Origin of the sequence: Sporosarcina sp. NCCP-2222, assembly GCF_023168145.1 — a bacterium.
In the GTDB taxonomy this organism is placed as follows: Bacteria; Bacillota; Bacilli; order Bacillales_A; family Planococcaceae; genus Sporosarcina.
This window is the reverse complement of record NZ_BQYK01000015.1, coordinates 14,029-27,868: the sequence shown is the minus strand read 5'-3', so window position 1 is coordinate 27,868 and position 13,840 is coordinate 14,029. Positions and strand designations below refer to the sequence as shown.

11 protein-coding genes are annotated in these 13,840 nt (G+C 47.7%); 9 read left to right on the top strand and 2 right to left on the bottom strand.

What is annotated here, in order from left to right:
- The 6 genes from NCCP2222_RS19950 to NCCP2222_RS19925 form a co-directional block, all read left to right on the top strand.
- Nucleotides 1–1,950 (top strand): PD-(D/E)XK nuclease family protein (locus NCCP2222_RS19950; protein ID WP_248514156.1); only part of this gene is annotated, 1,950 nt, incomplete at its 5' end.
- Complete coding sequence (addA, locus tag NCCP2222_RS19945; RefSeq protein ID WP_248514155.1) at nt 1,934–5,647, top strand: helicase-exonuclease AddAB subunit AddA; 3,714 nt, start codon at nt 1,934–1,936, stop codon at nt 5,645–5,647. The genes NCCP2222_RS19950 and addA, both read left to right, overlap by 17 nt.
- Nucleotides 5,644–6,834 carry a DUF418 domain-containing protein gene (locus NCCP2222_RS19940; RefSeq protein ID WP_248514154.1) on the top strand — a complete coding sequence of 397 codons (1,191 nt, stop codon included), beginning with the start codon at nt 5,644–5,646 and terminating at the stop codon, nt 6,832–6,834. Before addA ends, NCCP2222_RS19940 begins: the two co-directional genes overlap by 4 nt.
- Before the next feature lie 90 nt (nt 6,835–6,924).
- A complete protein-coding gene (locus NCCP2222_RS19935) occupies nt 6,925–7,824 on the top strand; it encodes a fumarylacetoacetate hydrolase family protein (protein WP_248514153.1) in 900 nt (299 codons plus the stop codon).
- Nucleotides 7,825–7,898: 74 nt separating this feature from the next.
- Entirely contained in the window at nt 7,899–8,273 is a 375-nt protein-coding gene (locus NCCP2222_RS19930; RefSeq protein ID WP_248514152.1) for a YisL family protein, read from the top strand.
- A gap of 736 nt (nt 8,274–9,009) precedes the next feature.
- Complete coding sequence (locus NCCP2222_RS19925; protein WP_248514151.1) at nt 9,010–10,455, top strand: alpha-amylase family glycosyl hydrolase; 1,446 nt, start codon at nt 9,010–9,012, stop codon at nt 10,453–10,455.
- Nucleotides 10,456–10,508: 53 nt separating this feature from the next.
- Here NCCP2222_RS19925 and NCCP2222_RS19920 read toward each other — a convergent pair whose 3' ends face one another.
- Together NCCP2222_RS19920 and NCCP2222_RS19915 are read right to left on the bottom strand one after the other, a co-directional pair.
- Nucleotides 10,509–11,363, bottom strand: coding sequence for a DegV family protein (locus NCCP2222_RS19920; RefSeq protein WP_248514150.1), 855 nt, complete (start codon nt 11,361–11,363; stop codon nt 10,509–10,511).
- A gap of 54 nt (nt 11,364–11,417) precedes the next feature.
- Nucleotides 11,418–12,227 carry a Cof-type HAD-IIB family hydrolase gene (locus tag NCCP2222_RS19915; RefSeq protein WP_248514149.1) on the bottom strand — a complete coding sequence of 270 codons (810 nt, stop codon included), beginning with the start codon at nt 12,225–12,227 and terminating at the stop codon, nt 11,418–11,420.
- Between the two features lie 207 nt (nt 12,228–12,434).
- Between NCCP2222_RS19915 and NCCP2222_RS19910 the strand changes: the two genes are divergently transcribed.
- The 3 genes from NCCP2222_RS19910 to NCCP2222_RS19900 all read left to right on the top strand — a co-directional run.
- Entirely contained in the window at nt 12,435–13,208 is a 774-nt protein-coding gene (locus NCCP2222_RS19910) for a prolyl oligopeptidase family serine peptidase (protein WP_248514148.1), read from the top strand.
- Nucleotides 13,209–13,246: 38 nt separating this feature from the next.
- Nucleotides 13,247–13,555, top strand: coding sequence for a metal-sulfur cluster assembly factor (locus NCCP2222_RS19905; RefSeq protein WP_248514147.1), 309 nt, complete (start codon nt 13,247–13,249; stop codon nt 13,553–13,555).
- A 75-nt stretch (nt 13,556–13,630) separates the two neighbouring features.
- Nucleotides 13,631–13,840: RraA family protein (locus NCCP2222_RS19900; protein ID WP_483882520.1), on the top strand; the 210-nt coding region annotated here is incomplete at its 3' end.

Genomic DNA, 13,840 nt, shown 5'->3' with positions numbered 1-13,840 from the left:
GACCTTCGCATGGAAGAGGAACGAGCTGGCAGATTGCTTGGGGCGACGGAGCATGAGCAGGCTTGGGATAGCTGGATCAATGTGCTGGATCAATTTGTCCTCATGTTCGGCGATCAACAATTGGATCCGAAGGAAGCGGCCCGCATTCTTGATGAAGGATTCGACACACTGGAGTTCACACGGATTCCGCCGTCACTTGATCAAGTGACCGTGACGACGATTGAGCTCGCCAGCTTGATGGAAATCGATGTCGGCTTTGTTATCGGAGTGAATGATGGCGTATTGCCACAGAGGATCGATGCGGAAGGGCTGCTTTCCGATGCAGACCGCGAATGGTTCGCGAAAAATGGCTTGGAGCTTGCGCCGACTGCAAAGATGAAGCTGATGGACGAGGCGTATATGGCGTATCGTGCGTTCACGGCTTCGAGGGAGCGCCTCTTCATTTCCTATCCGGTCGCGGACGAAGAAGGGAAATCCTTGCTTCCGTCGTTATACATTCCCCGGATTGAGCAGCTGCTCCCTGGGATAGAAAAGAAGCTTGCTGTTACAGATCCGACCGAATTGCTGTCCGATATGGATCAAATGGAATATGTGAGCCATCCAAGGGCCGCTTTGTCTTATCTGTCAATGAAATTAAAGGAAGCGGAACATTCGGGAACGCTGGACCCCGAGTGGCATGCCGTCCAATCGTATTACGACGAAGATCCTCTTTGGTCTTCGGTACTTGAAGTGATCATGAAACCTCTAGACAATCAGAAGCGGGCTGACAGGCTGGCACCGGAGCTGACGGAAGGACTTTATGGCCAGTCGTTCGTGTCCAGCGTCTCCCGCGTTGAATCGTATTACAGCTGTCCGTTCCAGCACTTTGCATCGTATGGCTTGGAGTTGCATGATCGGATGGAATTCCAATTGGAGGCTCCTTCCATCGGTGATTTATTTCACGCGGCGTTGAAGTGGATTTCGGATGAGGTGATTCGGTCTGGACAATCTTGGACCGACCTATCGAGAGAACAATGCTGGCAATTGGCGAGAACGGCGATGGACGAAATTACGCCGCGCTTTTTCAATCAAATCCTGTTGTCCACGAGCCGTTATCACTATATCAGGCGGAAGCTTACCCATATTTTACAGAAGACGATTTTTGCCTTGACGAAGCAGGCGACGACAAGCTTGTTCCGTCCTGTTGCAATCGAAGCGGCATTCGGACCGGGCGAGAAGTTGCCGCCGCTTGAAATCCCACTGCGGCGTGGCAACAAGATGAATTTAAGCGGACGGATTGACCGGATCGATGCAACTGAAATCGATGGAAAGAACTATGTCCGGGTCGTTGATTATAAATCATCGGCAAAAAACTTGGATCTGACTGATGTCTACTACGGGCTATCCTTGCAGATGCTGACGTATTTGGATGTGGCGGTGGAGAATGCAGCCGAATGGATTGGTTTTCAAGCGGATCCAGCAGGTGTCCTTTATTTGCATATCCACAATCCGATGATCAAGACAGAGCTGGAGCTGACGGAGGATTTAATTGAACAAGAACTATTGAAATCGTATAAGATGCGAGGTTATTTGCTGGAAGATCCGGAGGTTGTGCGTGGGATGGACAACCTCATCGGCAAGTCGTCTTCGATTGTGCCGGCTGCGCTGAAGACGGATGGGAGCTTTACAAAGGCATCAAAGGTGCTCGGACCGGATGATTTGAATGTTGTCCGGAACTATGTCCGCAAGCGTCATCAGATGGCGGGAGACGGTATGCTTGCCGGGGATACGCGGGTTTATCCGTATAAGCTGAAAGACCGGATGCCATGCGAATATTGTTCCTATCGAGCCGTGTGCCAATTCGATCCGACCGACCCGGATTCCATGTACCGGAACTATGAAAATTTAGATGCGGAGCAATCCCTCGAAAGAATGCGGAAGGAAGTGATGGATGATGAACATACCCGTTAAGCCGGATGATGTGACGTTTACAGATGATCAATGGAAAGCGATCTGGGCGACTGGAAAGGATGTGCTCGTTTCTGCTGCGGCCGGTTCCGGAAAGACGAAGGTGCTCATTACCCGCATGATCGAAAAGGTGCTCGATCAGGATCATCCAATTGATGTCGATGAATTGCTTGTCGTGACGTTCACAAATGCAGCCGCTGCAGAAATGAGGCACCGGATGGCGGAAGCACTGGAGGAAGCAATACTCGAGCAGCCGGAATCCATTCACTTGCGCCGGCAGCTCAGCTTATTGAATAAAGCGCAGATTTCTACGCTCCATTCATTCTGCTTGAATGTCGTCCGCCAGTACGCCTATTTGCTCGACATTGACCCGGGCTTCCGAATCGCAGATAGCACAGAAGCGTCCCTGCTGCGTGATGATACAATTGGCGACGTGCTGGAGGATGCCTACAAGGCCGAGAATCCAGAACCGATGTACCGGCTTGCTGACAGCTTCACGTCAGACCGAAATGACCAGTCAATCGAAACACTCATTGACCGGCTATACGATTATTCACGCGTCCATCCTTCGCCAGAACAGTGGCTCCGGATGATCCCGGCAGAATATGAAATTGATGAAAATGCGACGATAGATGAGCTCGGCTTCATTGATTCATTGAAGCTGTCTATCCGGCATTCCCTCGAGGAAGCGGCTGCGTTAACGGAAGACATGCGAAGAATAGCGTTAATGCCCGAGGGTCCAGAACCTTTAGCGGCTACTGCTGAAGCCGATTTACTATGGATCCGGGAAGCGATTCGACGAATTTCTGAAGGATCGTGGGTTGATACGTATGAATTCTTTGCTTCGTTGACATGGGTGAAAGCCGGAACAATCCGAAAGAATACATGTGATGAGGAATTGGCAAAACGGGCGAAAGCGCTTCGTGACTCCGTAAAAAAATTAGTGACCAGCTTGAAAGAATCTTATTTCACCCGGACTCCTGCACGGTTGCTTGATGAAATGCGCCTGATGGCTCCGATGATGCATACGCTCATTGAACTAGTGATCGACTTCGGCGAGCGCTACCATCGCGTGAAAATCGACCGGGGACTTGTCGACTTTTCCGATTTGGAACATTATGCGCTGCAAATTCTCTCCAAGGAGGAAAACGGCCAGCTCGTGCCTTCCGATATTGCACTTGATTATTTGAACCGCTTCGCGGAAGTGCTCGTAGATGAATACCAGGATACGAACTTGCTGCAGGAGGCCATCATTCAACTCGTGAAACGTGGCGGCGAATCAGATGGGAACCTTTTCATGGTTGGCGACGTAAAACAGTCGATCTACCGTTTCCGTTTGGCTGAGCCGAATCTGTTTCTTGGGAAATACAATCGGTTTACAACAACAGATGGCAATCAAGGACTGAAAATTGACTTGAACGCGAATTTCCGGAGCCGGAAGGAAGTGCTGGATGCGACAAACTACATCTTCTCCCAAGTGATGGGCGAGCGTGTCGGGGAAATCGAATATGACGAAGCGGCTGCTTTGAAGTACGGTGCGCGTTATCCTGATAAGGAGATGCCTGCCCGTATCGCTTTGCTCTACGATGGGGAGGAAGAGGGTGAGGAGCAGGATGCGACTGACCTGACAGGGCAGAGCTTGAAAAGTTCTCAAGCTGAAGCACGCTATATGATCAAGCGGATCCAAGAGCTGATGGCGTCCAGTGCGGAAGTGACCGATGCATTCAGCCAGAAACGCCGTCCGCTCGAATATCGGGACATCGTCATATTGATGCGGTCAATGACGTGGTCGGGCGAAATCGCAGAAGAATTTAAACTCGCTGGCATCCCGGTGTATGCGGAATTATCGCAGGGCTATTTCGAGGCGATCGAAGTAATGATCATGCTGAATACGCTTCGGGTCGTCGATAATCCCTATCAGGATATCCCGCTGGCATCCGTTCTTCGCGCGCCGTTCATCGGCATGACAGAAAGTGAATTGGCCCAAGTGCGTCTTGCGCATAAAAAAGTGCCATTTTATGATGCGCTTCGGACATTCATTGATCAAGGGGGAGCAGGAATAGCACCCGAGACCCAGCAAAAGTTGCAGCGGTTCTTCATCATGTACGAGGACTGGCGCAACCTGGCCCGGCGCGGCTCATTAGCTGATCTGATCTGGCAGGTCTATTCCGACACGCATTATTATGAAATGGTCGGTGCCATGCCGAACGGTAAACAACGCCAAGCGAACTTGCGCGCACTGCATGACCGCGCCATCGATTACGAGAAGACTTCCTTCCGTGGATTGTTCCGTTTCCTGCGGTTTGTCGACCGGATGCAAAAGCGGGGAGATGATCTAGGCGCCGCCCGTTTTGTCAGCGAAACAGAGGATGTTGTACGGATTATGACGATCCATGCTTCAAAGGGACTGGAGTTCCCGTATGTATTACTGCCGGGGATGGGCCGTCAATTTAACAAAATGGATTTCAATGAGCCGTATTTATTCGACCAACACTTTGGACTAGCCGTTAAAGCGATTGACCCGGAATTGCGAATCACCTATACATCCTTGCCGTTCCTTGCAATGAAAGAGAAAAAGCAGCTTGAGATGCGTGCAGAGGAGATGCGGATTTTATATGTGGCGATGACCCGTGCGAAGGAGCATTTGGAATTGATTGCATCGGTGAAGGATATGGAAAAATCAATCGGGCAGTGGCAGGACGCTCAGATGGTCCCGCCCGGTCAAATGCTGCCGGAATATGTTCGTTCCCGTGCAAACGGTTATTTGGACTGGATCGGACCTGCCATTGCTAGGCACCGTGATTTTGAGAAGATGGGCGTCTCGTATGGAGGCCAGCTTGTTGAGGATTCATCCGTCTGGGACATCAATGCACTGCCGGTATCTTCTTTGTTGAATCTCCAGCAGGAGCTTGGGGAGAGTCTGCAAGAATCTGAGAATTTGGAGTTACAGGAGACAGCTTCAGACGAATTGCTAGTACAGGAAGTGAAACGGCGTTTTGATTTCAACTACCCTCATATGGCTTCTGTGAAGAAACGGTCAAAGCAGACGGTCAGCGAGTTGAAGCGGCTGTCGCTATTGAATGATGAACCGGATTTTGATGATCCGTTTGCAACAAGAGACGATGAACTGACGACTCCATATTTGCATGATCGTCCTGCTTTCATGCAGTCCCGCACATTATCCGCGGCTGAAATCGGCACCGCGATGCATACGATCATGCAACATATCGATTTAGACAAAAATCATTCGGTAGCAGACGTGGAACGGCTTGTGACAGAGCTAGCGGAGCGTCAGCTACTCACGCCTGAAGAAGCAAATGCAGTGGATGTCCGGAATGTAACCCGCTTTTTTGAAACGCCACTGGCTGATCGGTTGCGAAAGGCGAAACGAGTTCTGAAAGAGTTGCCTTTTACGTACGCACACGATGGAGATGACGGTGATCATCAGATATTGCAAGGGATTGCCGATTGTCTTTTTGAGGAGCCGGATGGCTGGGTGCTGCTTGATTACAAGACCGATCGGACGCGGGGCAGGTACTCGGATGCGGAGCTTTCTGAGGAAATGCAAAGACGGTACGGCATACAGGTGAGTCTGTATAAAAAGGCGATCGAAGAGATTACTAAAATTAAGATTAAAGAGATGCTCCTCTATTTATTTGACAGCGAGAGGACATTGCGTGTTCAGGAGGAATCAGATTGAATTTGACACCAACGCTCAACAACCGGATCGAATCTCTGGATATGTTGAGAGGATTTGCATTGCTCGGCATATTCATTGCGAATATGCTGACGTTCCACTCCCCTTATTTTTACTTGGAGCCTCATTCTTGGTTCAGCACACCGGGTGATGCAGAGACGTTTAAAATAATTAATATTTTTGTAGAAGCAAGTTTTTACCCGATTTTCGCCATGATGTTCGGCTACGGAATGAATCTTCAATATGAGAAGGCACAAGCTGCCGGAAAGCCATATGCTCCGGTCATGGCAAAACGACTTGGCATCTTGCTGCTGTTCGGCCTGCTTCATGCGTTATTCATCTGGTCAGGTGATATTTTATTCACTTATGCACTAATGGGATTCATCATGATTGCAGCCGTGCGTATTCCAAAACGATGGCTCGTTCCAATAGCCGCAGTCGTTTATTTGATTCCGGCAATCATCCTAATAGGTGGGCTTTATGTGCTTAACAAGCTTAGCCCCGACCAGGTGATGAACGACTATGTGGACATTCAGCAAATTGAGTTGGCGATCACCGCTTATGGCCACGGCACGTACTGGGAAGCCTTTGCGTTCCGGGCGGTAGAATGGGCGACATTCGGTTTAACGAGTGTATTCCTTGCACCGTTTATGATCTTGCCGCTCATCATGTTCGGCGCTTACTTGTCCAAAGTGAAATTGTTCGAACGCGCTGCAGAGTTGAAAGGGCGCATTGCCGTTGTGACAGTTATTGCGCTTGTTGGTGGCATTGTAATTAAATCAATTCCATACATCGACAAACCCACGGTTCACTATGATATGCTTCAAAAATTGATTGGCGGTCCAATGCTGGCCATCGGTTACGGGGGTATCATCCTTCTCCTCTGCCAAGCCCCGCTGTTCCGGACTATTTTCCGTCCGGTTTCTAAGGCCGGCAGAATGTCGCTTACGACCTATCTGACTCAATCCATTATTGCCACGCTGCTGTTCAACAGTTATGGGTTCGGATTGTACGGAAAAGTTGACCTTGCAACGGGAACTTGGATGGCGGTCGGGATTTTTGTTATTCAGGTCATCTTTGCGGAGTTGTGGTTAATGAAATTCCGAATGGGTCCATTCGAGTGGATTTGGAGAAAAGGGACGTACGGAAAAAATTTGCCGAAAAAAGAAGGAAATGTGCAAGCATTGTAGAAATGAATCTAAGAGATTGTCAGGAAGCAAAAACAATCTTTTATTTGCGGAAAATAGTTTTGACATACGACGGAAGGATGGGCATACACAATGAAATTGTTATCGTTCCAACATGATGGAAAAGTTAAGTTTGGTCCAAAAGTGAAGAAGGAAGAAGCAGTATGGGATGTCTTGGCAATCGCCGAGTCATTTGGGGAAACCGACTTTCCAAAGACGATTATCGATGGGATTGCGCTCGGTATGGACTTCGTCGAAAAGGTCCGCAAACTGGTTGAGCAGGCAGGGAAAGAGGAAGCGCCAGAACGGTTCAAACATGACTTTACTGCGATCGAATGGCTGTCTCCGATTCCAAGAACGCCGAAAAACGTATTATGCGTAGGGAAAAACTATGCAGATCACGTGGCGGAAATGGGTACGGATGCACCACCAGAAAAATTAATGATTTTCACAAAATCGCCAACTTCAATTGCCGCGGACGAACAAGACTTGGCAATACATGACGACGTGACAGATCAGCTAGATTATGAAGGTGAATTGGCAATCGTGATCGGCAAAAAGGGCCGGAATATTCAAAAGCAGCTCGCTTATGATTACGTCTTCGGCTATACGATTGCAAATGATATCACGGCGCGTGATATCCAAACCGCCCACAAACAGTTCTTCCTTGGCAAAAGCTTGGATGGCTCATGTCCGATGGGACCGTATATTGTGACGAAAGATGAAATTCCGAACGCACAGCACTTAACTGTCGCAACAAAAGTGAACGACGAAGTGCGCCAGAACGGCAATACATCCGATATGATTTTCAAAATCGACGAACTCATTTCGGAAATCTCCAAGTTTGTCACACTGGAGCCGGGTGATGTCATCTTGACAGGAACGCCTGCAGGAGTCGGTAAAGGGATGAACCCGCCAGCATTCCTAAAACGTGGCGATGTCGTGAAAATCTCAATCGAAGGTATCGGGACTCTCGTCAATCGGTTCGTCTAAGTCCATTTTCTATCAAGAATTGTCCCATCTATGATAGGATAATTGGAGATTGACTATAGTTGAGGTGAATTAATTTGGATTTTTTATCAAACACAACCCATTTTCATATTTTCACGTGGGTAGTCGGCATTATTGTCTTCCTAGTGGCGGCAGTGCTGGCGAATGGTACAAAGGGTAAGAAAATTACCCATATGATTGCAAGATTGTTTTACGTGCTTATTTTATTCTCAGGCGTCATGTTGTTCACGAAATCAATGAACTACGGAATGGGTGCCCAATACGGCATCAAGTTCCTTCTCGGACTTCTGACAATCGGCATGATGGAAATGGTCTTAGTCCGTTCAGAAAAAGGCAAGAGCGTTACACTCTTCTGGGTATTGTTCTTCGTCTTCCTATTTGCCACTATGTTCATGGGCTTCAAATTGCCAATGGGCTGGGAACTTTTCTAAAAACATCAAATTCTGTTTAACATGAAACGAGAAAGAGGGGATCAGGATGGCCATCGGATCAGGAATGCTTTTCTTCGCTGTCATCCTTTTGCTCATGGCCCTCTTCGCCATATCAGTCGTTATCACATACAGACGGCGGCGCGACTCGCAATTTGATGATGAATAAGGGATGAGCCTGCTATGCGAAAACCGGAAATCAATTTGATTTCCGGTTTTTTCGTGTTGATTTATGGGGAGGGGGAGATGACCGGAATAAGATACGAGCGGTTAGTGGGAGGATATGAGCACTCATTTCGATATACGAGCGGTTCGCAGTAGTATACGAGCACTCATTTCGATATACGAGCGGTTCGCAGGTGGATACGAGCACTCATTTCGATTTACGAGCAGTCCGCAAGAGGATACGAGCACTCATTTCGATATACGAGCGGTTCGCAGGTGGATACGAGCACTCATTTCGATTTACGAGCAGTCCGCAAGAGGATAAGAGCACTCATTTCGATATACGAGCGGTTGGCGGGAGGATACGAGCACTCATCCAGAAATACAACCATTCACCTGTACCAAACCATCTCTTCCTCTATAAAACATACAATCATCCAGCTATACAAGCTTCATTTTTCACAATTTAGCCCCATTTCTAGTTGGAATTTTCGATATTCATTTCAAAGGATGGCGGGCGGTTGGACGGTTTGGTAAAATGGCGAGAGACAGCTCGTGTTGAGGAGGCTTTTTTGTGAGAGTAAAACAATGGTTCGGAAGGCTGGGAGTTGCATCCTTGGTCTTGGCTCTTCTATTGCCTGCAACTGTGCAGGCGAAAGGGTCCATGGCGGATGAAAGTATATATGATTTATTAGTGGACCGGTATAATGATGCCAGTCAAACGAATGATGAAGGGGTCAACCCGCTCGATCCGTATGCGTTCAATGGGGGAGATTTTGAAGGTGTGGCCACCCGTTTGCAGCATATTTTAGATATGGGATTCACCATTGTGTCGATCGGGCCTGTTTTTTCGATGGAGACGTATGATGGAAGCCGGGTGCTGGATTACGGGAAAATCGAACCCCACTTTGGGACAGAGGAAGAACTTCAAGCCCTCGTCGCTGAAATTCATAAAAAGAAGTTAAAGGTGATCGCTGATTTTCCGTTAGGGGAAGTGAGTGAGAATCATGTGTGGGTGAAAGAAGGCAAGTTGAAGTCAACACCAGCCGGTGAAGGCGTTGTGCGTTGGGATGCTCAGGACCCTGCCGTGCAAAAGGCATTGAAACAAGCGGTTATCGATTTTGTATCTACATACAAATTGGACGGCATCCGGCTGACGAAGCTGGAAGGATTCAGTACAGATTATTTGAATGACGTCATCCAATCCGTGAAAGAGAAAAATTCAGATGCCTATGTCATAACGCATGAAGTGAGTGATGCGGAGTTTGACTTGCAGCCGAATCCAGAGAGGACGGAGGCTTTGCGCCAGTCGTTCATCGAAGTGAATCCGGATACTTCGGTTCTGTCCCAGTTTTCGAACAATCCGCATAATGAGCCTGTTCAATTCGATGATTTGATTGGATCCCGTTTCACATATGATATCGTGGAGAAGCGGATGTTCCCGCCGACTCGCTGGAAGTTGGCTGCCACAGCGCTGTTCACGATGCCGGGCACGCCGATTATGCCATATGGAACGGAAATCGCAGTGAACGGGAAAGAAGCGCCAGAAAGCCATCCGTTGATGAACTTTAAGACGGATATGGAATTGAAAGATCGCATTGCCGATTTGAACGGCTTGCGCGATCAATCCGAAGCACTCCGCACTGGAGATTTCAAGATTTTGCATAACGAAAACGGGTTCCTCGTATACACCCGTTCTTCTGAAGATGAAACATGGTTAATTGCCATCAATAATACGGACAAGACCGCGAATGTGGCGATCCCTGCAGAAACATTCGGTAAAGATAAAAAGCTGCGAGGCATACTCGACAGCGATTTAATCCGAGAGTCGGACGACGGCTTTTTCCGTGTCGTGCTGGACCGTGAAACAGAAGAAATCTATATTGCGGATGAAGATAAAGGCTTTAATACACCATATTTGATCGCTTCCATTCTCGTATATGTCCTTTTCCTTGGCTTCTTATTCCTAGTCATTAAAAAGGGAAGAGAACGTCGGAGAGAAGACGCGAAACAAAAATAATAAAAGAACGCCCTCGTAACGGAGTGATTCCGTAGGTGGGGACGTTCTTTTTTTTATCCATTCAATTTATTCAAGAAAAAGACGGCAATTGTTCCCGGGCCAGCATGGGCACCGATAGCTGAGCCAATCATGTGGACTTCGACTTTGACAGGGCGGAAGAGTTCTTCAATAGCTGCCTTCACTTGAAGCGCCGCTTCTTCATCATCCCCGTGGCTGATGGCGATAGTCTGTTTCGATAAATGATCGCCGCGTTCTGCCATGAGATCCGTAAGCCGTTTCAGCACTTTCTTTCGACCGCGGTGCTTTTCAAGGGGCACAAGCCGTCCATTTTCAACATGCAGCAACGGTTTAATGTTCAATAAGCCGCCGATAAAGGCACTTGCTTTGGATACCCGTCCGCCTTTTGCAAGGTAGTCCAAATCTTCCACAGTAAATAAGTGCTCCATATGAGCAGCCATCGAACGGATTTTTCGCTCGATCGTCCGGACGTCCTCCCCTTTGTCACGCAGCCGGACTGCCTCTTTCACAAGAAGGCCACAGCCGAGCGATGCGCATCGGGAATCAATGACGACAAGATTCATGCTTGGATTGGTCTCTTTCACTTGGTCTTTCATCATGACACCTGTATTATATGTTCCGGACAGCTCAGACGAAAAAGCGATGTAAAGGCCATCTTCACCGGAAGCGGCCAGTTCCTTCCACGCGTTGAGAAACAGTTCAGGGGATGCCTGGGATGTCTTCGGGTGTTTTCCGCTGCGGATCGCGGTATAAATTTCTTTGGAATCAATTTCGATAATATCATCATACTCTTGATCATCAATGAGCACACGGAGAGGCAAGAGTGTGACATTATTCTCCTCAAAATAAGATTTCGGCAAATCACAGCCACTATCAGCAAAAATTCGCATACGATTTCCTCCCTATAGTACGTTCGCTAGTACTTCTTTTCTCTGTATTAAGTTCTATGCCAGGTGCAGTCTATCCTTCAAAAACTCAGCGATTCCGTCTTCATTATTCGTTAGTGTCACTTCATTCGCGATGGATTTCAGGCGGTCAATGCCATTGCCCATGGCGACACCGACTCCTGCGTAATCAATCATTTCCAAGTCGTTATCCTCATCACCAAATGCAATGATCCGATCACGAGGAATGTCGAGCCATTTCGAAACGTGGGAAATACCGACTGCTTTATTCAAACCATGGCGAACGATTTCAATGACATCCCACGGAGCGCCCCATCTTCGGTGATCAATGACTTCTGCGTGGAGTTCCGCCAAATGTTTGCGGATCGGCTCGACTGTTTTGCTGTTTGCTTGGATAAGCAAACTTGTCGGGTCATCCTTCAATGATTTTCGGATATCTCCTTCCTTAATGATTGGGTCGCCGAAACTGAGAATATCCAGCAGCTTGGCATCATGTTTCTCCAAGTACACATCATCCATTACTTCCGCGATGATATTATGAATATCAAAATCCTGCATCGCATCGATCACATCGCGTACGATAGGCAAGGAAATGGTTTCATGGATCGTCTTCCATTTTACATCCTTCGGGTGATGGACGAAAGCGCCGTTAAAATTGACAATCGGTGTGATCAAATCTAGCTGTTTGTAATAAATTTCACTGGCACGGTACGGTCTGCCGGTTGCAATCATCACTTGATGGCCTTGTTCCCTTGCTTGTTTCAATGTATGTGCGGTTTTTTCAGAAATGACCTTTTCATCGGTTAATAATGTTCCATCTAAATCTAGTACGATCAAATGCGGCTTCAATGCAACTCCTCCTACGAATGAACAATTCTTCTACCTTACTGTATTTCACCTATTGCCCAATTTTAATCCTTACACTTGCGGACATGATTTCCTTCATACTACCCTTAGTTACCAGAGCAAGTCAAAAGTAACCGTCTTGAGTGGCTACCTTTTGTTTTTTTAGAAAAACTTTGGTACGCTCTTATAAAAAGTCAGAAGGTGCTGTGCATGAGAATCAAAGAAGAAGCGTGGGGAGGCATCCCCTTATTACATATTGAAGAAGAGGGAAACGAGGGGCAGCAGAAGCCTGCAATCATTTTTCTGCACGGTTTTACAAGTGCGAAAGAGCATAATCTTCACTATGCCTTTAATATGGCGAAAAAGGGTTTTCAGGTTTTATTGCCAGAAGCCCATTTACATGGGGTGCGCAGTGAACCATTGGATGAGGTTCAACTGAGTTTGCGATTTTGGGAAATCGTATTAACTTCAATTGAAGAAATGAAAATCCTGCATGAAGAACTTTCAGCAAGAGGTGTGGAGCGGATCGGTGTCGGCGGCACGTCCATGGGCGGTATTACAACGCTTGGATGCCTTGCTGTATATGAGTGGATAGATGTGGCTGCGGTCATGATGGGAGCGCCAGGGTTTGTGGAACTCGCAAAAGCACAAATGTCCGAATTCGAACGGAGAGGATTTAAGCTACCGATCTCTTCAGAAGAGCGTAAATCAATGCTTGATACGCTTGCATTTTTCGATCTCACTCGGCAGCGCGACCGGTTAAACGGCAGGCCGGTTCATTTTTGGCACGGCAAGAAGGATACAGTCGTTCCTTACGAGCCAACCTATCATTTCTTCAATGCAGCAAAAGCGGATTATGCCTCTGCTCCAGAACGTTTTACGTTTACGACAGATCCGTCCGCGGGACACGCTGTTTCGAGAAGCGGCATGCTGGAAGCATGCGACTGGTTCGCAAGATATTTGAATGACGAGCCGAACCTTTGATATGATGGGAATACTACTGGTCGGAGAGGAGAATCGGAATGGATGAAGAAATGAAAGGGAGCCTTTACGGCGCCTTGGAAAACGTAATCGATCCTGAATTGGGCGTCGATATCGTCAATTTAGGCCTTGTCTATGATGTGAATTTGGATGAGGAGGGAACAGCGGAGATCACAATGACGCTGACTTCCATGGGCTGTCCATTAGGGCCGCAAATCGTTTCAAATATTAAACAGGAATTGGCAGAGCTTCCGGAAGTGAAGGACGTTAATGTCAATATCGTATGGAACCCGCCATGGTCGCGGGATAAAATGTCCCGTTATGCAAAAATGGCGCTAGGGGTCCGATAATATTCAACATGTGAAGGCTGGATGACTTGTGTAGGTCATGCAGCCTTTTTTTATAAAAAAAAGGAGTGGATTGTTATGATCAAAACAGCTGATTTACATGATGCCTATGGAAGTGAATTAACTCTTTGTACCGTTCCTTTTCGTTACTATGGAGCGCGAAGGGCGTTTTTCGGTCCGATTGAAACGGTGCGGGTGCTCGAGGATAATGTGCTGGTGGAACAAGCGCTAGAATCTATTCCCGAAGGTAGTGTGCTCGTAGTCGATGGAAGCGGCTCGGCCCGCTGT